Source organism: Sorangium sp. So ce119 (assembly GCF_051524405.1).
Classification (GTDB): Bacteria; Myxococcota_A; Polyangia; order Polyangiales; family Polyangiaceae; genus Sorangium; species Sorangium cellulosum_G.
In genome coordinates this window covers 10,330,658-10,348,652 of sequence record NZ_CP150310.1, presented here as the reverse complement: position 1 = coordinate 10,348,652, position 17,995 = coordinate 10,330,658, and the positions used below count along the sequence as shown (strand labels likewise).

Here is a 17,995-nt window from a genome sequence, read left to right as displayed (position 1 = left end):
GTCCCTGCTAGCCCCCGGCGGCGAGGACGACGGCCATCGCGCCGTCGACGACCACGCGCTCTCCCGCCGCCACGCCCGCCGTGATCCCGACCGCGCCGGCCGACTTCGGCCCGACCGCGGCCGCGCGCAGCTCGAACGTCTCGGGGCCGGTCTTCACGACGATCGTGGGCGTGCCGCTGCGATCGAGCAGCGCCGACGCCGGGACGACGACGCTCTCGACGGGCGCGCTCCCGGCCAGGCCGATGTGGACGAGCGCGCCGACCCGCGCGCGCCGGTCCCTGTTGTCGAACTCGAAGAGCGCCTGGACGGTGCGGGTCGCCGGGTCGACCAGCGACGCGACGGCGAGGCGCCGGGCCTCGAAGCGCGCCGCGGGATCCGTGACGAGCGCCACCTCGGCGCGATCGCCCGCGAGGCGCGCGGCGTCCGCCTCCGGGATGCGCACGTCGACCCAGAGCGCCGCGAGGTCGACGATGCGCCAGAGCTCGGTCCCCTCCGCGACCTGGGCGCCCGGGCTCACCCGGCCGGAGACCACCGTCCCGTCGATCGTCGCGCTGAGCCGCTGCGCGCCCGCCCCGCCCGCGAGCACCCCGACGTCCGCGCGGGCGCGCGCGACCTCGGCCCGGACGATCTCCACCTCGGTCGCGGCGGCCTCGACGTCCTTTGCGGCGACGATCCCCGTGAGCGCGCGCCGCCGCGCGAGCTCGCGCTCGGCCAGGGCGAGCCGCGCCTCGGCCGCGGCGACCCGGGAGGCGGCGTCGCTGCGCGACAGCCCGAGCTGCGCGCTCTCCGCGCCGCCCAGGCTCGGCCGGAGCGTCCCGAGGAGCTGGCCCTTCTTCACCTCGTCGCCGAGCCGGAGGAACCCGCCCTCGGGCGGGAGGAGGCGGCCGGACGTCGGCGCCACGACGGCGAGCTCGCCCGCGGGGCGCGCGACCACCGTGCCGATCTGCCCGAGGCTCGTGGCCAGCACGCCGCGGCGCGCGCGCTCGGTGCGCAGGCCGAGGAGGAACTGCGTCTCGATCGGCACGCGGGCCACGTTCGGGTCCGCCGCGGCGCTGGCCGCGGGCCTCGCGGGCGCGCCGTGGTCCTCGCCGCCGTGCGCGCCGGCGCGCTCCTCGAGGCCCGTGACCGCGACGGCCGAGGCGACGGCGAGCGCGGTGATGGCGAGGGGTCGGGCGCGGCTCACGAGGCCACCTGCGGGAGCGCGGAGCGGTCCTCGGGGGGCCGGGTGGGCGCAGGCGGCTTCCGCCGCGCGCGCCGCCCGAGCGCGTACCCGATCCCGCCGCTGAGCACGGCGAGCGCCCCCGCCGCGGCCGCCAGACCGCCGACGGGCACCTCCCGCGCCGGCGTCATCCCGGGCGGCGGCGCTGCGGGCGCGACGGCGCCGAAGCGGAGGTCGCCGACGAGCACGAGGTCGAAGTCGTCCCCGGCCTCGACCGAGACGACCCCGTTGGCGGTCGCCCCTTCCGGAGCCGCGGGGAGCGCGACGTCATAGACGCCGGCGGACGCCGTCTTCCCCGCGTCCGCGGCGAAGGTCAGCCCCCCCTTCAGCTCGATCCGCACGCGCGCGTCCGCGACCGGCGCGCTGGAGTCGGCCCGGGCGACGTAGACGCGCGCGGGCAGCGGCCCCTCCGCCTTCCTCGCCGGGTACTTGATCACCACCGAGAACATCGCGGTCTCCCCGGACACGACGTGCTCCGTCGCGGTGCTCGCGGCGCTCGGCTTGGCGGGCGCCGCGTGGTCCTCGCCGCCGTGCGCCGCGGCGCGCGGGGCCGCCGCGAGGATCGCGAGCGCCGCGGCCCAGGCGAGGTGCCTCTCGTGCGTCATCAGTGCCCGTGCCCGTCGTGCCCGTGCCCGTCGTGCCCATGGCCGTCGTGCCCGGCCGCGTGGCCCTCGAGGTGGAACGCGAACCGGATCGACGTCGCGGCCCCGCCGGCCGGCGTGATGCTGAGCACCCCGTCCACGTGGGCCTGCTGGAGCGGGTCGATCTTGCCCCGCAGGACGTCGGCCTTCTCGTCGTAAGCGAGCGCGGCCTCCTTCGACCCCGCGACGACGGGGCGCAGGGTCGCCTTGACGCCCTTCGCGGAGCGAGGCTTCTCGGCCGCGTCCAGCATCCAGACCGTGATGTCGCCGGTCTTCTCGAGCTTCACCTCGACGTGGCCGTCCGCGAGCGACTGGACGACGCCGCCGTGGGGCGAGCCGTGGGCGTGCTCTCCGGCCGGGTGCGCGGCCGGCGCGTCGACGAGGGACGCCGTCCCCCCGGCCGGCACCGTGAGCGTCATCTTCATCGGCGCGCCGCGGACCTTCAGGTCCCACGTGTAATCCGCCTTGTCCGGCGCCGGGCCCTTCGCCGACAGCGAGCCCTTCGCCTCGTTCGGGGCGAGCGTCAGGGTCTGCTTCTGGCCCTTGCCCCTGGGCTCGATCGTGATGGTGCCGGTGACGTCCTTCGGCGGGATCGGCGTCCGGACCGCGTCGCTGGCGTAGAGGTCGATGGCGCCGTCGGCCCCGACCACCACCTCGACGTGGTTGTCGCCCTCCATCGTGACCAGGCCTCCGTGGCGCGGGTCGTGATCCGCGTGAGGGCGCGTGCCCGCCGTGCTCGCGGCGTTGTCGTGGGCCGCCGCGTGGTCGTGGGCCGCCGCGTGGTCGTGGGCCTGCGGCGCCGCCGCCGGGGCCTGCGTCGGCGTGGCCGCGGCGTGGTCGTGGCGAGGCGCCTCCTTGGTGGAGCAGGCCACAAGCGGGATCGAGACGAGCAGAGAGAGAAGGATTTCGCGCATCGTGCTTTCCTGGAACCGAGGTTCTTGCCCTGGAGAGTAGGGCCCCGAGCAACGAGCGCGCCAGGCTGCCGCGCGCGAAGATCCCGGGCTTCTGCGCGGCGCCTGGTCCTCGCGGTGACCTCGAGGGTCACGATCGTGTGACCGCCTCGGTCACAGACCGCCCCTCCCCCGGGTCGACGATCACCACGCCCGCGCCTGTTCGGCGGCTCGCCGGCCCCTTTGCAGCCCCGGTACGCGGCTTGCGAGGATGCCCCCGTCCATGGCTCCGCCTCCCGCCCCGCAGCGCCTTTATCGGCTCCGCCGCCGGCTGCTCCTGGTCATCAGCCTCCTCGTCGCCCTGGTCGTCGCGAGCGGCATCGCCACGGTGCTCACCGGGCTCGCGTCGCGCCGCGCGATCCTGGAGGCGCACGGCCTCGAGGTGGCCTCCCGCCAGGCCGCGCTGCTCAGCGTCACCGCGCGCGAGCAGTACATCCACGAGGCGCACACGATCATCCTGCGCGACCGCTCGCACGTCGAGCACCACGACGCCTGGGTGAGCGAGCTCGGCGCGAAGCTCGCCGAGCTGCGGCCCGGCCTCGACGCCGAGGCGGCCACGAAGCTCGACGACATCGGCGAGGCGAGCCGCGAGCTCAGCCATCTCTTCTCCACGGCGATCCTCCCCGCGATCGATCGGCAGGACTGGCACGAGGTCCACCACGCGCACGACCGCGCCAACGCGCTCGTCGACCGGATGACCGAGCACGCCGACAGCCTGGCGCGCCACTTCGACGAGCGGGCCCTCGGCGCCGAGCGCCGGGCCGAGCAGTTCATCCGGTTCGCGCTGCTCCTCGCGACGGCCGTGTGCGCCCTCGCCGCGGCGCTCGCCCTGATCGCCGGGCGCGAGCTCTGGCGCTCGTTCTCCACCCCGCTCTCCTCGCTCGAGCGCGTCGCCGAGCGCGTCACCGCGGGCGATCGCAGCGCCCGCGTCGAGCCGGTCGCGGCCGTGGAGCTCGCGGCGGTCGCCGACGCGTTCAACCGCATGCTGGACGCGCTCTCGCGCACCGAGGCCGAGCTGGTCACCTCGGAGCGGCTGGCGGCGATCGGCCGCGTCGCCGCGGGCGTGGCGCACGAGATCAACAACCCCATCGCCGTGATCCGCGGCTACGTGAAGACGATGGCGAAGGAGGCGGAGAAGCCCGAGCTCCGCGAGGAGCTCTCGATCCTCGACGAGGAGGCGGCGGCCTGCCAGCGGATCGCGGAGGAGCTGCTCATGTACGCGCGCTCGCCGGTCCTGTCGCCGCGCCCCGTGCAGGCCGAGGAGCTGCTCCGGGACGCGGCCTCGCACTGCGACGGCGGGCCGGGGCGGCGCGAGCAGCTCCTGCTCGTGGACGCCGAGCCGGCGTTCATCACGGTGGATCCGCTCCGGATCCGGCAGGTCATCGTCAACCTCGTGACCAACGCGCGCGAGGCGACCAGCGCGATGTCGGGAGGTGACGAGATCGTCGTGCGCGGAAGGCAGCAGGACGACGGCTATCGGATCGAGATCCTCGACCGGGGCGCCGGCATCCCCGAGGAGGCGCGCGAGCGCCTCTTCGAGCCGTTCTTCACGACCCGCCGCGACGGCACCGGCCTCGGACTCGCGGTCTGCTATGGTCTCGTCACCGCGCACGGCGGGAGCATCCGGGCGGAGCCCCGGCCGGGGGGCGGGTCCCGGTTCGTGATCGACTTGCCGGGCGTCCTCGTCGAAGGCGCAAGGGAGAGCCAGGAGCGCGCATGAAGCCGACAGTGCTCGTCGTCGACGACAAGGCGAACATGCTGGCGCTCCTGTCCAAGGTGCTCGGCAAGAGCGCCCGGGTGCTGACGGCGCGGGGCGTGCGGACGGCGCTCCAGGTGCTTGAGACCGAGCCGGTCACAACGGTCGTCTGCGATCTGCGCATGAACGACGGGGACGGGCTCGAGGTGCTCCGCGCGGTGCGCGCGCGCTGGCCCGGGGTGCCGTTCATCCTGATGACCGCGTATGCGTCGGTCCCGACCGCCGTCCAGGCGATGCGCGAGGGCGCCTATGACTACGTGACGAAGCCGTTCGATCCGGACGAGCTGCGCGCGCTGGTCGAGCGGGCCATGGCGCAGGCCGCGGTGCTGAACGTCGGGCAGGACGCGCCGGAAGCGCAGGGCTTCGCGGGCATGACGGGGCGCTCGCCCGCGATGCGGGCGCTCTACCAGCTCATCGAGCGCGTGGCGCCGACGGACGCGACCGTGCTCATCCTGGGCGAGACGGGCACCGGGAAAGAGCTCGTGGCGCGCGCCATCCACGAGCACTCGTCGCGCGCGTCGCACCGCCCCATCGCGGTGAACTGCGCGGCCATCCCCCGCTCGCTCATCGAGAGCGAGCTCTTCGGCCACGCGCGCGGCTCGTTCACGGGCGCGGCCGCCGATCGCGCCGGGCTCTTCGAGGAGGCGCACGCGAGCACCCTGTTCCTCGACGAGATCGGCGAGCTCCGGCCGACGGTGCAGGCGAAGCTCACGCGCGTGCTCGAGGAGCGGGCGGTGCGGCGGATCGGCGAGTCGCGCGAGCGCAAGGTCGACGTGCGGCTCATCAGCGCGACGCACCGCGACCTCCGGGCCCTGGTCAAGGCGGGCGCCTTCCGCGAGGACCTGTGGTTCCGGCTCAACGTGTGCGTTGTCGAGCTGCCCCCGCTGCGCGAGCGACCGGAGGACATCCCGCTCCTGGCGCAGCGGTTCCTCGCCGAGCGGGCGCCGCAGTCGCGCTCGTCCGCGGCCGCGTTCTCGGCGGCGGCGATGAGCGCGCTCCAGGTGTACAGGTGGCCTGGCAACGTGCGCGAGCTCAAGAGCGCCGTCGAGCGGGCGCTGGTCATCGAGACGACGCGCGAGATCCGCCTCGAGTCGCTGCCGTCCGAGGTGCAGGGGGCGAGCCCGCTCCGGCTGACGAGCTCGAGCGACGTGGACCTCGCGCAGCTCTCGTACCGCGAGGCGGTCGACGCGTCGCGCGAGGAGATGAACCGGCGCTACCTCGAGGCCGTGATGCGCCGCTTCCGCGGCGACGTGCTGAAGGCCGCCGCGCACGCCGGCGTCGAGCGGGAGAGCTTCTACCGCCTCCTCCGCCGCTGCGGCCTGTCCGCCGACGACTTCCGCGAGGAGCGGCGAAGCACGGACGGATCGAAGAACTGAGCGGGCATTCACCGCCGGGCGCGGCGCGCGTCGCGAGCGTCAAAAGATCCGTCCGCGCGTCACGGGGCGGCCCGCTGGTGCCTAGAGGCATACGGCGGCGTCCCGCGCCCCATCGCCGTTGTGACCAGAGAGGTTACACTTGGGGTACACCAGGGACCAAGGAGGATACTCAGCCATGACCTTCTCTCGACTCATCTGCCTCGCCGTCCTGGGCCTCACCGTCGCCGCCTGCGGAGACTCGGAGCCGGGAGGCTCCCCTGGCGGTGGCGCGGGAGGGAGCGGCGAGGGCGGCAGCGCCGAAGCCAGCGGCGGGGGCGGCGGCGGGACCGCGGCGGCGGCGCCCGAGGCGCCGGTGCTCGCGTTCGTGATGCCGATGACGGGCGTGCTCCACGTCGAGTGGACGCCCCAGGAGGGCTGCGATGCGTTCGAAGGCGAGCGCAAGGACCCGATGAACGACTACGCCGTCGCCTTCACCGTCGCGGGCACGAAGAAGGCCTACATGGATCCCGAGGCGACCGAGGACATGGAGTACACGTACCGGCTTCGCTGCAAGGTCGGCGAGGTCTACTCCGAGTACTCGAACGAGATGTCCGGCAACCCCACGGACGAAGAGTAGGCCATGAGCGCGCGTTCACGGGTCCTCCTGGGCGTGGTCTCGCTGGCGCTGCTCTCGAGCGGGTGCGCGGCCGAGCGGGCCGAGGAGCCGCCCGCCCCCGACGCCTGGGGCGAGCCCGCCGCCGCGCCCGACAGCAACCCTGACCCCAGGATCGTCGAGGTCGAGCTCGAGGCCAGGGCGGCAGAGAAGAGCTTTCTCGAGGGCAAGACCACCACGGTCCTGGCCTACAACGGCGCGGTCCCCGGACCGCTGATCGAGGCGAACGTCGGCGACACGCTGGTCGTCCACCTCAAGAACAGCTTGCCGGAGGAGACGACGATCCACTGGCACGGCATCCGGTTGCCCAACGCGATGGACGGCGCGCCGGCCGTGCAGGAGCCGATCGCGCCCGGAGGCACCTTCACCTACCAGTTCACGCTGCGGGACGCGGGATTCTACTGGTTTCACCCGCACGTGATGGAGGAGGAGCAGATCCGGAGGGGCCTCTTCGGCGTGATCCGGGTGCGCGGCGAGGGCGAGCCGCAGGCCGACGTCGAGAAGATCGTCGTGCTGAGCGACGCGCTCCTCAAGGAAGACGGGAGCTTCGACGACGACATCGACGACGAGCTCATCATGATGGGCCGTGAGGGCAATGTCGTGCTCGTCAACGGCAAGGTGATGCCCGCGCTCGACGTGCAGCCGGGCGCGCTCACGCGGCTCCGGATCGTCAACGTGGCGAACGGCCGGTTCTTCCACCTCGCGCTCCCCGGTCACACCTTCCGGGTCATCGGCACCGACGGCGGGCTGATCCCGAGGCCGTACGACGCCGAGAAGCTCCTTGTCGCGCCTGGCGAGCGCTACGATGTCCTGCTGATCGCCCAGGGCGAGCCGGGGACGGAGCTCACGCTGACGAACGAGCCTTACGAGCGCGGGCACCACACCGGCCTGGCCGATCCGGTGCCGCTCGCCACGGTGCGCATCGGCGCGGGGCCCGCGCTCTCCGGACGCGCGCTGCCGGACTCGGGCCCTGCCATCGAGCGGCTGCCCGGAGGGGCGGCGGACACGACGATCACGTTCGACGAGGCGTACGTCGAGCGAGAGCTCAAGTTCCTTGTCGACGGCAAGACCCACCCGGACGTGCCGCCGATCCACGTGGAGCGCGGCGCGACGCGCGTCTTCGATCTGAAGAACGACGCAGAGATGGACCACCCGTTCCATCTGCACGGCTTCTTCTTCCAGGTCCTGGCCAGGGACGGCGTCGCCGTGGCCGACGAGGCGCTCGCCAACAAGGACACGCTGATCCTGCCCCAGAGGTCGACGACCACGGTCGTGGCCCGCTTCGACGAGCCCGGCCACTGGATGTATCACTGCCACATCCTCGAGCACGCCGAGCGAGGGATGATGGGCGAGATCATCGTCAGCCACTGAGCTCGGCTGCCAGTGTCAGGCGCCCGGCGCAGCCCGAGGTGTAAGAAGTGTGAGCGTTGGTCGTCGGCGGACAGGGAGCCGAATCATGAACCACGATCATCACCACGCGCATGGCCACCGTCACCCCGCCGGCCTGGAGCGGACGAAGGACCCTGTCTGCGGGATGACCGTCTCGCCGGCGACGGCGAAGGGGCGTCACGAGCACGGCGGTCAGACGTACTTCTTCTGTAGCGAGCGCTGCCTCGCCAGGTTCCAGGCGGAGCCGGAGAAGTACGCGCCCTCCGGTCCGACCCCCGGCGGGGCGAAGCCGGTCGAACCGGTCCAGTCGACGACGGGCGTCGAGTACGTCTGCCCGATGCACCCCGAGGTCGTCCGCGCGGAGCCGGGCTCCTGCCCGATCTGCGGGATGGCCCTCGAGCCGCGCACGGTCACGCTCGAGGACGCGCCCAACCCGGAGCTCGCGGACATGTCCCGGCGCTTCTGGGTGAGCGTCCCGCCGAGCCTCGTCGTCCTCGTGCTGGGGATGTCCGAGATGATCCCGGGCCAGCCGGTGCATCACCTCCTCGGCCGCTGGCTCCTCTGGATCGAGCTCGCCCTCGCGACGCCCGTGGTGCTCTGGTGCGGCGCCCCGTTCTTCGAGCGCGGCTGGGCCTCGATCAAGCGCCGGCACCTCAACATGTTCACCCTGATCGCCATCGGCACGGGCGCCGCGTACGCCTACAGCGTCGTGGCGACGCTGGCGCCGGGGCTCCTCCCCCACGCGCTGCGCCACGGCGTCGCGGTCCCTGTCTACTTCGAGGCGGCCAGCGTCATCGTCTCGCTCGTGCTGCTCGGCCAGGTCCTCGAGCTCCGCGCCCGCAGCCGGACGAGCAGCGCGCTCAAGGCCCTCCTCGGCCTCGCCCCGAAGACGGCAAGGCGCGTCGGCGAGGACGGCCGCGAAGAGGACGTGTCTCTCGAGCTCGTACGGCCGGGCGACCGGCTGCGCGTGCGGCCGGGGGAGAAGGTGCCTGTCGACGGCGAGGTCCTCGAGGGGAGCAGCGCTGTCGACGAGTCGATGGTCACGGGAGAGCCCATCCCGGTGGAGAAGGCGCCCGGCGCCCGCGTCGTCGGCGGCACCGTCAACGGCACAGGCGGCTTCGTGATGCGGGCCGATCGGGTCGGGCGCGACACGCTGCTCGCCCGGATCGTCCAGATGGTGGGCGAGGCCCAGCGCAGCCGCGCCCCCATCCAGCGCCTCGCGGACGCCGTCGCCGCGTACTTCGTGCCCGCCGTGATCGCCATCGCGGCGCTCACGTTCGTGGTCTGGCTGCTCGTCGGGCCGGAGCCGCGGTTCTCGCACGCGCTCGTCAACGCGGTGGCGGTGCTCATCATCGCGTGCCCGTGCGCGCTCGGCCTCGCCACGCCGATCTCGATCATGGTCGGGACGGGGCGCGGCGCGACGGCCGGCATCCTGATCAAGAACGCGGAGGCGCTCGAGACGTTCGAGAAGGTCGACACCCTGGTCGTCGACAAGACAGGCACGCTCACCGAGGGCAAGCCGAAGCTCGCCTCCGTGGCGACGCTGGGCGACCTCCCGGCGAACGAGATCCTGAGGCTCGCGGCGAGCCTGGAGCGCGGCAGCGAGCACCCGCTCGCGAGCGCGATCGTCGGCGGGGCGCTCGAGCGCGGGCTCGAGCTCCTGCCCGCCGAGGGGTTCCGATCGATCACGGGCAAGGGCGTGGTGGGCACGGTCGCCGGGCGCTCGGTCGCGCTCGGCAACCTCAAGCTCTTCGAGGAGCTCGGCGTCGGGCCGGACGATCTCCCGCGCCGCGCCGAGGAGCGCCGGCAAGAGGGCCAGACGGCGATGCTCGTGGCCGTGGACGGCAAGGCCGCCGGCATCGTCGCCGTGGCCGATCCCGTGCGCGCCACGACCGCCGAGGCCGTGCGCCTCCTCCGCCAGGAGGGCATCCACCTGATCATGCTCACCGGCGACAGCCGCACGACGGCGGAGGCGGTCGCCAGGAATCTCGGAATCGAGCACGTCGAGGCCGAGGTGCTGCCCGACCAGAAGGCCGCTGTCGTGAAGCGCCTCCAGGCCGAGGGCCGCATCGTGGCGATGACGGGGGACGGCATCAACGACGCGCCCGCGCTCGCCCAGGCGCACGTCGGCGTCGCCATGGGCACCGGGACCGACGTCGCCATCGAGAGCGCCGGGATCACGCTGGTGCGCGGCGATCTCCGCGGCCTCGTGCGCGCCCGGAGGCTCAGCCGGGCGACGATGCGCAACATCCGGCAGAACCTCTTCTTCGCGTTCGTCTACAACGCGCTCGGCGTGCCGGTCGCGGCGGGCGTGCTCTATCCCTTCCTCGGGCTGCTCCTTAGCCCCATGATCGCCAGCGCCGCGATGAGCCTGAGCTCGGTGTCGGTCATCGGCAATGCCCTCCGGCTGCGCCGGGTCGAGCTCTGAAGGTGCTGTCAGACCCGCGCGGGCTTCCGGGCGCGGAACCTGAACGCCACGCGCGGCCTGACGTCGACATCGATGTCGACGAACCCCGCCGCGGCCAGCCGGCGTGGCAGCGTCGCCGGGTCGACCACGACCCAATTGCAATCATGGAACGGAGATGAACATCCAGAGCGGCGGCCAGCGAGTTCAGGCGCTCCTCAACGCCGTCGAGGGTCAGGCCGGGACGCAGCCCGACGCCCCTCCGGTCGAGGCGGGGGCGGGAAGTTCGGCTCCCTGATCAGCGAGGTGCGCAGCATCGAGTAGGATCCGGCGCCTACCTGTTACAGCGGCGGTGGGCGAGCGTCGAGCGCCGCCACCTGGGCGCGCAACCGCGCCAGGTGCTGCTTCAGCGTCTCGGGCAGGTCGGGGCGGCGCAGTAGCTCGAGCAGATGCGGCATGCTGGAGACTCCCTCGCGCAGGCAACCGGTCAGCACCAGAACGTCGGTGCCGTCGAGATCGTGGAGAAACCGCTCGACCTCGGCCCAGTTGGCCTCGTGCAGCGCCGCCACGGGCGCCACCGCGTGCTCGCGCCGGATCGTCACGAACCCGCGGGACCGTCGGGAGGTGGGGTCGACAGGGAGCATGGCGCGATGGAGCGCTTCGAGCGGGACCCAGTGAGGCGGATACTTGAAGCGCGCCACGTCGAGCAGGAGCACGAGGTCGCGGTCCGGGTGCATTCCACCCACCGGGGAGAAGTGGCCGCTCCCGGTCTGGCCCAGCGTCCCGCGGTCATAGGCGACGACCACGTGGTTGTCATCGGCGCGCGAGGTGGCTTCTCGGACCGCGGCGCGGAGCGCCTCCAGCGAGGAGGTCTCCGCGAAGAACACGTTGGCCTGGGCGCCGTTGCACCGGGCCAGACACGCAAACTGCGTCAGCGTGATCCCCTCGCGAGCGACGTCGTCGAGGGAGCGGCAACAGTCGAGTTGCTCCTCCGAGAACCAGCGCCAGGGGCCCTTCCAGGCGCGCCCCGGATCGATCCCCAGTGCGTTGAGGACCATCACCAGCGTCCCCAGCCCGCAGAAGGCAGGCTCAGCCTGGGTGTGGAACTGCTCGATCAGAGGAAAGAAGCTCTCCATCGCCCCCAGGGCGAGCGCCTCGCCAAAGACCGCGCGCCCCTCCTCGGAGGAGAACGCAAGGCAGCCCGGTGGTAAGGGGCGCTTGTGATACGAGGGCATGGCGGAGGGGACGCGCTGCATGATCCAGCGCAGCGTAGCGGAGTGCGCCCTTGCCGCGCGCGGCCTGTTCGCGGTACGAGCAGGGCCGGGCGACGTGACCGGCCGGCGCCGCGCCGCTTGCCCGGGCTGGCCACGGAGCGCATCGTGCGGGGGACGGGGAACCATGACCCACGAGGCGAACGACTGGAGCCCCGGCGCGGTGATCGACGGCTTCACGCTCGGCGCTCGCGTGGGCGCGGGGGGCATGGGCGCGCTCTTCCGCGTCACGAAGCCGGGCATCGAGCGGCCGCTGATCATGAAGCTGCCGCGCCTCGGACCGGACGAGCCCGGCGAGACCATCGTCGGCTTCGAGACGGAGGCGATGATCCTCCCGACCTTGAAGGGACCTCACGTGCCGGCGTTCGTGGCGGCGGGAGACCTCGCGGGCACGCCGTACCTGGTCACGGAGTGGATCGAAGGCCGCACCCTCGAGGACCTGCTCGGCGCCGGGCCGCTCGGCGCCGCCGACGTCGCCCGGATCGGCGCCGCCCTCGCGGACGCGCTGCACGCCGTGCACCAGCAGGGCGTCATCCATCTGGACGTGAAGCCCGGGAACGCCATCCTGCGCGCCGACGGCACGGTGGTCCTCATCGACCTTGGCTTCGCCCACCACGCGCAGTACCCCGATCTGCTGGCAGAGGAGACGCGCTTCCGCGCCGGCTCGGCGCCGTACGTCTCGCCGGAGCAGCTCCTCGGGACGCGCTCGGACCGGCGCAGCGATCTGTTCGCGCTGGGCGTGGTGCTGTACGAGCTCGCGACGGGGGAGCTGCCGTTCGGCGAGCCCGACACCGACGTGCGCAACCGGCTCTGGCTCGACCCCGCGCCGCCGTCGGCGATCGCGCCCGGCACGCCGCCGTGGCTCCAGGAGATCATCCTGCGCAGCCTGGAGCCGCGCGCCGAGCTGCGCTACCAGTCGGCGGCCCACGTGGCGTTCGACCTGCGCCACCCCGAGCAGGTGGCGCTCAGCGCGCGCGCCACGAAGGCCAGGCGCGCCGGCCTTGTCGCGCAGCTACGGCGATTCCTGCGGGCTCGCGCCGAGCACGGCGCCCGCCTTCGCGCGCCCCCGGCGCTGCTCAGCGGCACACCGACCGTCCTGGTCGCCGTCGACACAGCGCACCTGGAAGACGAGCGACATCAGGCGATCCGCCTCGCGGTCTCGCAGGTCCTCGCGCTCAGCACGGAGTTCCGGCTGATCTGCCTGACCGTGATCGCCCATTCCGAAGCGTCGCGCGAGCACCTGGTGAAGCTGCGGGGCTGGGCGGCGCCGCTGGGCCTGGCCAGCCAGCGGCTCTCTTTGCATGCCGTCGCGTCCAGCGCTCCAGAGGACGTGATCGTCGAGCTGGCTCACCACAACCATGTCGACCTCGTCGTGGTCGGAGCGCCGCCGCAGGGCGGCCGCGCCTGGTCCCAGTCGGTCGCGTCGACGGTCACCGCGCGAGCCCGCTGCAGCGTGCACGTCGTGCGCGTGAACGCGGCCCGAGGGTGAAGCTTCGCGAGATCACGGTCCTGTACCGGAAGCCAGAGACCGACGGCGTGCTCGAGGCCTGCGAGACGGCCGGGTGGCGCGAACAGGTCAGCGCCGGAACGGCAGGGTCAGCACCTGCCAGAAGTGCTGCGACGGCGGATAGCCCGCGGAGCTGTCGACGCCCAGGCGGCGCGGGGCCGCGTCCGGCCGGTACAGGAACGTCCCGAAGACCAGATCCCACAGCGGAAGTACGGTCCCGAAGTTCCGGGCCTCGTCGACGTCGGCGCTGTGATGATAGCGGTGCAGCTCGGTGCCGATGAACACGTAGTTCAGGAACCCGGCGCGGATGTCGACGTTGAAGTGCGACAGCATCGTCTGCAGATCGATGAGCACTATCGCCGCGAAGACGGCCTCCGGCGACAGCCCCAGGAGCAGCAGGGTCGACTGGATCAGCACCGCCGAGAGGAGCGCGTTGAGGGGGTGAAACACGCCGTGCATCACCACGTACACGCGATCCGGGAGGTGATGCGCCAGGTGGATCTTCCACAAGAAGCGCCCCGGGGCGCCGTTGCCTTCGTGGCTGAGGCGATGGAACCAGTACTGAAGCAGCTCGAAGACCACAAGGAAGACCCCCACGCTGAGGAGCACGGGAGCGCTGGCGAGCGGGCCTTGATGCCGCTCGCTGAGCCACAGGGCCAGGGTGCCAAAGCCGGTCCGCACCACCGCGATGGTGACGCCCGAGGCCAGCAGGTACTTGAGGTCGCGCCAGAAGCTCCGGCGGGTCATGCCCCAGTCCGGCGACAGCGGCAGCAGGCGCTCGACGGTGATGAGCAAGACGATCAGGCCGAAGAGGTAGCCCCACAGGGTGCGCCTCAGGTCCCAGCCCTGCGTCACGGCGGCGTGGATGATGTACAAGGTCACCGCCAGCAGCAGCGGGTACAAGAGGCGGCTCGTCAACCAGATCAGCGTTCCTCGCATGCGATGGAAGCTAGGGTCGGGCGCCTCTTCCACCCAGCGACACGGACCGCGGATTGAACGTTAATGAACAAGAGCGCGAAAAAGTCCGGAAACGAGGACAGGGACGGGGGCGGCGACGGGATACGGACCGCCGGCAAGATCGCGGATCGGCGCGTGCAGGATCGGCGCGTACAGAAGAGCCGGAAGCTGCTCTCGGACGCCCTGGTCTCGCTGATCCTGGAGAAGGGCTATGACGACGTGACCATCCAGGACATCATCGATCGAGCCAACGTCGGGCGGTCCACGTTCTACGCGCACTACGAGAACAAGGAGCAGCTGCTGCTGTTCGGACACGAGCACCTGCGGGCGCTGTTCCTGCGGGACGCGGGACGTCCGCTCGACTTCCTGCCGTTTTACCGCCACCTCGCCGAGATGCGCGAGCTGGTGAGCAAGCTCCTGTCCGCGGAGAAGAGCGAGCGGGTGCTGACGCGCTCCCTGGAGGACATCCTGCAGGGCAGCATCTGCCGCCTGTACGCTCCGCGGATGGCGCCGGAGGAGGGGGCCCTGTTCATGCTCCGCTCCGAGGCGGCGGCGGCGGCGCTGGTGCGGCTGATGACGAGCTGGGTCCACAAGGGAATGCCGTGCTCACCGGAGCGGATGGCGGAGGAGAGCACGGCGCTGCTGCAGCGGGTCCTCCCGGACGCGCGGGCCGCGGCGAGCGGACGGACTCCGAAGGAGTGAGGCGCAACCGATTCTCAGGTTCGCGACGCGTTCACATCGCCTTCACGTCGAGCAGCGACATCATGCCAGCCTCGGCGTGCTCCAGGATGTGGCAATGGAGCATCCAGCGCCCCTCGTCGAGAGGGACCAGGCCGACGTCGACGGTCTCGCGTGGGTGGACCAGCACGGTGTCGCGGAAGAACGGCTCGTCGGCCGGGCGTCCGTCGCGGCTCAGGACCTTGAAGAACATCCCGTGAAGGTGGATCGGGTGGAGCCGGCCGGAGTCGTTGACGAACCGGAGCTTGCTCCACTCCCCGCGCGGCAGCGCCGAGACCTCGTGCCCATGACCATCCGCGGTCGACGCCTCCGTGTCGTGAGCATGGCGAGCCGCTGCGCCGTTGAGCGTCCACTCGATCCCGAGCTCACCGCCTCTCCTCGCGGCCAGCCGGTATTCGAGGCGCGGCGCGATCGCCGCTGTGTCGCGCCACAGGGGCACGTGGGCTGCTGCTGGCGAGGGGAAGGCGGGGGTCGGCACCGCTGCTCCCTGGCTCACGTCGATCGAGGCGAGCGCGTTCGGGCGCCGCGTGAAACGGTCGACGACGCTGAACTGCCGGCCGGCCGCGGACGCCGGGATGGTGATGTCGAGGTCGATCCGGTTGCCAGGCGCGAGCTCGAACCCCGCGGGGTCGAGCGGCCTGGCGCTGTACAGCCCGTCGACCGCGATGACCCGCGCGTCGAGGCCGGAGAGGTCCGGCGCGAAGACCCGCCCGTTCGCCGCGTTGAGGAGCCGGAGGCGGATCCGCTCGCCGGGCCTGACGGTGAGGCGCTCGTCGATGCTCCCGTTGACGGTGATGACGTTGCCCCAGCGACCGTCGTGCATGAGGTCGTGGGGGGTGTTGAACTGCGGATCGATCACCCCCTGCCGGATGCGCCAGTCGTCGAGCACCCAGACGATGTCGCGCGTGTAGGGCGGGGGCGCCGGGTCCTCGACCACGAGGACGCCGTACAGGCCGCGCTCGACCTGCTCGCTGCTCCTCAGATGCGGGTGGAACCAGAACGTCCCCGCGTCCCTGGGGACGAACTCGTAGACGAAGGTCCCGCCCGGCGGCACGGCCGGCTGCGTGACGCCGGGCACGCCGTCCATCGCGTTCGGGAGGCGCACGCCGTGCCAGTGCACGGTGGTCGGCCGCGGCAGCCGGTTCGTGAACGTCACGCGGAGGCGCTCGCCGCGCTGGACGCGGATCGTCGGGCCGGGGACCTGGCCGTTGTAGGCCCAGACGTCCAGGGGCTGCCCGTCGAGCAACGGCAGGGTCACCGGCGCGGCCTCGAGCGCGACCTCGCGGACGGCGCCTGTCGGCGTCACCGCCTCCGGATAAGACCCCTCGAACTCGCGCACCTGCGCGGTCAGGGGTTTGCCGCCGGCGGGCACAGCGCCGGCCGACGCGGCGCCGCGCTCCGGTGCGCGCCAGGGAGGATCGGGCCGGAGAACCAACGCCGCCGTGATCCCGGCGGCGAGCGTGGCGCCGATGATCAGCGGATACCGCCGCGATGCAGTTGCCATGGTCTCGTGTCCCTCCGCTCACGTTCCGTGGTCCTGGTGGAAGCCGGCCCCGGGGTGTAGTTCCAGCGGTCGGTCGCGTAGCACAGGACGGGCTGTCCGTTCAGTTCCTGCGTGAAAGACGCGCGAGCCTCTGCCCGATTACAGCGAGCGTGTGGGCTCAGCTCGCCTGCCTGGCCGACGCAAGTGCGCCCAGGAGCTCGGCTTCACCCTCCGGGAACCCAAAGAGCTGTTGAAGCTGCGCGGCGTCGGGCCTCTCAGCGCCCTGTAATGTCCGGCGACCGGCGACGTCTCCACGTACTGCCCTGCCCATGCACGTTCGCGCAGCCCTCCACGCACGGGGATTGCCTCTTCACGCTGGTCTGGCAGATCCACGAGGGCCACCACGCAGACGTCGATCTCTCGGGGCTCGCGGTCGTCAGCATCGGCGAGTTCAATGCTCCCGGCGCCGACGTCGGCCCCGGCCAGGTGGCCACCTGGGGCGTGGTCGAGGACGACCTCACCGTCGGATTCGACTTCTCCCACCCCTACGAGGGCGGTTCCAGCAAGCACTTCCCCTTCGACTGGCGTCCACGCCGCCGCGCCGGTCTTGCGCGCCTCCGGAGCGTGGCATCCCTGATGCATCGCGCGAGCGTTTCATGATTCCGTACATTCCCCAGCCCACTCTCCAGCTCGGCCCGCTGCACGTCTATTCATTCGGCGTGCTGGTCGCGCTCGGGATCTTCGTGGGAGTGCAGGTCCTCAAGCGCCGCGCGGTCCGCGAGGGGCTCGATCTCGACATCTCCGGCCGGATGCTCGCCTGGGTGCTCGTCGGTGGCTTCCTCGGCGCCCACCTCGTCGACCGCCTCGTCTACTTCCCGTCCGACACGCTGGCCGATCCCTGGAGCCTCCTCCGCATCTGGGAGGGGCTGTCGTCGTTCGGCGGCTTCCTCGGCGCGGTCGTGGGCGCGGCGCTCTTCCTCCGTCGTCACCGCGCCCGGCTCGGGGGCCGCGCGTGGCGCTACGTGGACGCCATCGCCTATGCCCTCCCGTTCGGCTGGACCGTCGGTCGGTTCGGCTGTTTCCTGGCCTTCGATCATCCCGGCAAGGTCACGACCTTCTTCCTCGGCCAGCGGTACACGGATGGGTTCATCCGGCACAACCTCGGCCTCGAGGAGGCGCTGTACATGATCCCCGTCACGGTGGTGATCGCCGCGCTGGGGCAGAGATCGCGGCCGGCGGGCTTCTTTGCGGGGCTCCTGGCCGTGCTGTACGCGCCCGTCCGGTTTCTGCTCGAGTTCCTCCGGATCGTCGACGTGCGCTACGCCGGCCTGACGCCCGGCCAGTACGGCGCGATCGCGCTGTTTGTGGCAGGGGTCATCCTGCTGATCCGCTGCAGTCGTGTTCGGCCCGCAGCCGCTCGGGCGCGCGAGGACCTCGGCCAGCCTCGGCGCTCGCCGGCGCGCGCGCTGCGGCCGTCCCGGTGACTCGTACGGTCACCGCGCCGTGACCACACCGGTCACAGCTCAGGAGCACCGAGCCGCGCTTCTATAGACGAGAACCGACGCCGCATTAGGATCGTCTGTGACCATGCAAGTCACAACGAGGCGGCCGCTTCGCTCCGCCGCCGGGGCGATCGAACCAGGCACGGGGGT

Annotated in this window: 15 protein-coding genes; 9 read left to right on the top strand and 6 right to left on the bottom strand. The window is 72.1% G+C overall.

The window, feature by feature from the left end; all coding sequences use genetic code 11:
• Nucleotides 1-7: 7 nt before the first annotated feature.
• Genes WME76_RS39195 through WME76_RS39185 form a run of 3 tightly spaced genes read right to left on the bottom strand, consistent with a single transcriptional unit; the run spans nucleotide 8 to nucleotide 2,774 of the window.
• Nucleotides 8-1,183 (bottom strand): efflux RND transporter periplasmic adaptor subunit, encoded by a 1,176-nt coding sequence (locus tag WME76_RS39195; protein ID WP_437957262.1) that lies wholly within the window; start codon nucleotides 1,181-1,183, stop codon nucleotides 8-10.
• A complete protein-coding gene (locus WME76_RS39190; protein ID WP_437957261.1) occupies nucleotides 1,180-1,824 on the bottom strand; it encodes a hypothetical protein in 645 nt (214 codons plus the stop codon). The genes WME76_RS39195 and WME76_RS39190 overlap by 4 nt, the downstream gene beginning before the upstream one ends.
• Nucleotides 1,824-2,774, bottom strand: a complete 951-nt coding sequence (locus WME76_RS39185; RefSeq protein ID WP_437957260.1) for a hypothetical protein — start codon at nucleotides 2,772-2,774, stop codon at nucleotides 1,824-1,826. Before WME76_RS39185 ends, WME76_RS39190 begins: the two co-directional genes overlap by 1 nt.
• 259 nt (nucleotides 2,775-3,033) lie before the next feature.
• On the opposite strand from WME76_RS39185, the gene WME76_RS39180 reads away from it, so the two are divergent.
• From WME76_RS39180 to WME76_RS39160, 5 genes are all read left to right on the top strand, one after another.
• Entirely contained in the window at nucleotides 3,034-4,530 is a 1,497-nt protein-coding gene (locus WME76_RS39180; protein ID WP_437957259.1) for a sensor histidine kinase, read from the top strand.
• Complete coding sequence (locus WME76_RS39175; protein ID WP_437957258.1) at nucleotides 4,527-5,942, top strand: sigma-54-dependent transcriptional regulator; 1,416 nt, start codon at nucleotides 4,527-4,529, stop codon at nucleotides 5,940-5,942. The genes WME76_RS39180 and WME76_RS39175 overlap by 4 nt, the downstream gene beginning before the upstream one ends.
• Before the next feature lie 175 nt (nucleotides 5,943-6,117).
• Nucleotides 6,118-6,558 (top strand): hypothetical protein, encoded by a 441-nt coding sequence (locus WME76_RS39170; protein ID WP_437957257.1) that lies wholly within the window; start codon nucleotides 6,118-6,120, stop codon nucleotides 6,556-6,558.
• Nucleotides 6,559-6,561: 3 nt separating this feature from the next.
• The gene (locus WME76_RS39165) at nucleotides 6,562-7,965 is read left to right on the top strand and encodes a multicopper oxidase family protein (protein ID WP_437957256.1); all 1,404 of its coding nucleotides are present in this window, start codon (nucleotides 6,562-6,564) and stop codon (nucleotides 7,963-7,965) included.
• A gap of 85 nt (nucleotides 7,966-8,050) precedes the next feature.
• A complete protein-coding gene (locus tag WME76_RS39160; RefSeq protein WP_437957255.1) occupies nucleotides 8,051-10,411 on the top strand; it encodes a heavy metal translocating P-type ATPase in 2,361 nt (786 codons plus the stop codon).
• A 317-nt stretch (nucleotides 10,412-10,728) separates the two neighbouring features.
• Here WME76_RS39160 and WME76_RS39155 read toward each other — a convergent pair whose 3' ends face one another.
• Nucleotides 10,729-11,643: a phytochelatin synthase family protein gene (locus WME76_RS39155; protein WP_437957254.1), complete on the bottom strand. Its 915-nt coding sequence runs from the start codon at nucleotides 11,641-11,643 to the stop codon at nucleotides 10,729-10,731.
• A gap of 142 nt (nucleotides 11,644-11,785) precedes the next feature.
• Here WME76_RS39155 and WME76_RS39150 point away from each other — a divergent pair, with 142 nt between their 5' ends.
• Nucleotides 11,786-13,147 carry a protein kinase domain-containing protein gene (locus tag WME76_RS39150; RefSeq protein WP_437957253.1) on the top strand — a complete coding sequence of 454 codons (1,362 nt, stop codon included), beginning with the start codon at nucleotides 11,786-11,788 and terminating at the stop codon, nucleotides 13,145-13,147.
• 87 nt (nucleotides 13,148-13,234) lie between these two features.
• On the opposite strand, the gene WME76_RS39145 is transcribed toward WME76_RS39150, so the two are convergent.
• Entirely contained in the window at nucleotides 13,235-14,104 is an 870-nt protein-coding gene (locus tag WME76_RS39145) for a sterol desaturase family protein (protein ID WP_437957252.1), read from the bottom strand.
• A 63-nt stretch (nucleotides 14,105-14,167) separates the two neighbouring features.
• Here WME76_RS39145 and WME76_RS39140 point away from each other — a divergent pair, with 63 nt between their 5' ends.
• Nucleotides 14,168-14,824: a TetR/AcrR family transcriptional regulator gene (locus WME76_RS39140; RefSeq protein ID WP_437957251.1), complete on the top strand. Its 657-nt coding sequence runs from the start codon at nucleotides 14,168-14,170 to the stop codon at nucleotides 14,822-14,824.
• Between the two features lie 31 nt (nucleotides 14,825-14,855).
• Here WME76_RS39140 and WME76_RS39135 read toward each other — a convergent pair whose 3' ends face one another.
• The gene (locus WME76_RS39135; protein ID WP_437957250.1) at nucleotides 14,856-16,364 is read right to left on the bottom strand and encodes a multicopper oxidase family protein; all 1,509 of its coding nucleotides are present in this window, start codon (nucleotides 16,362-16,364) and stop codon (nucleotides 14,856-14,858) included.
• A gap of 267 nt (nucleotides 16,365-16,631) precedes the next feature.
• Between WME76_RS39135 and WME76_RS39130 the strand changes: the two genes are divergently transcribed.
• On the top strand, nucleotides 16,632-17,003 hold the full coding sequence (locus WME76_RS39130) for a DUF1326 domain-containing protein (RefSeq protein ID WP_437957249.1): 372 nt from the start codon (nucleotides 16,632-16,634) through the stop codon (nucleotides 17,001-17,003).
• On the top strand, nucleotides 17,000-17,827 hold the full coding sequence (locus WME76_RS39125; RefSeq protein ID WP_437957248.1) for a prolipoprotein diacylglyceryl transferase: 828 nt from the start codon (nucleotides 17,000-17,002) through the stop codon (nucleotides 17,825-17,827). Before WME76_RS39130 ends, WME76_RS39125 begins: the two co-directional genes overlap by 4 nt.
• Nucleotides 17,828-17,995 lie beyond the last annotated feature (168 nt).

Coding starts and splice junctions, on each gene's coding strand:
- WME76_RS39190 (WP_437957261.1), bottom strand. CDS start 1,824: ATGACGCACGAGAGGCACCTCGCCTGGGCCGCGGCGCTCGCGATCCTC.
- WME76_RS39185 (WP_437957260.1), bottom strand. CDS start 2,774: ATGCGCGAAATCCTTCTCTCTCTGCTCGTCTCGATCCCGCTTGTGGCC.
- WME76_RS39180 (WP_437957259.1), top strand. CDS start 3,034: ATGGCTCCGCCTCCCGCCCCGCAGCGCCTTTATCGGCTCCGCCGCCGG.
- WME76_RS39175 (WP_437957258.1), top strand. CDS start 4,527: ATGAAGCCGACAGTGCTCGTCGTCGACGACAAGGCGAACATGCTGGCG.
- WME76_RS39170 (WP_437957257.1), top strand. CDS start 6,118: ATGACCTTCTCTCGACTCATCTGCCTCGCCGTCCTGGGCCTCACCGTC.
- WME76_RS39165 (WP_437957256.1), top strand. CDS start 6,562: ATGAGCGCGCGTTCACGGGTCCTCCTGGGCGTGGTCTCGCTGGCGCTG.
- WME76_RS39160 (WP_437957255.1), top strand. CDS start 8,051: ATGAACCACGATCATCACCACGCGCATGGCCACCGTCACCCCGCCGGC.
- WME76_RS39155 (WP_437957254.1), bottom strand. CDS start 11,643: ATGCAGCGCGTCCCCTCCGCCATGCCCTCGTATCACAAGCGCCCCTTA.
- WME76_RS39150 (WP_437957253.1), top strand. CDS start 11,786: ATGACCCACGAGGCGAACGACTGGAGCCCCGGCGCGGTGATCGACGGC.
- WME76_RS39145 (WP_437957252.1), bottom strand. CDS start 14,104: ATGCGAGGAACGCTGATCTGGTTGACGAGCCGCCTCTTGTACCCGCTG.
- WME76_RS39140 (WP_437957251.1), top strand. CDS start 14,168: ATGAACAAGAGCGCGAAAAAGTCCGGAAACGAGGACAGGGACGGGGGC.
- WME76_RS39135 (WP_437957250.1), bottom strand. CDS start 16,364: ATGGCAACTGCATCGCGGCGGTATCCGCTGATCATCGGCGCCACGCTC.
- WME76_RS39130 (WP_437957249.1), top strand. CDS start 16,632: ATGTCCGGCGACCGGCGACGTCTCCACGTACTGCCCTGCCCATGCACG.
- WME76_RS39125 (WP_437957248.1), top strand. CDS start 17,000: ATGATTCCGTACATTCCCCAGCCCACTCTCCAGCTCGGCCCGCTGCAC.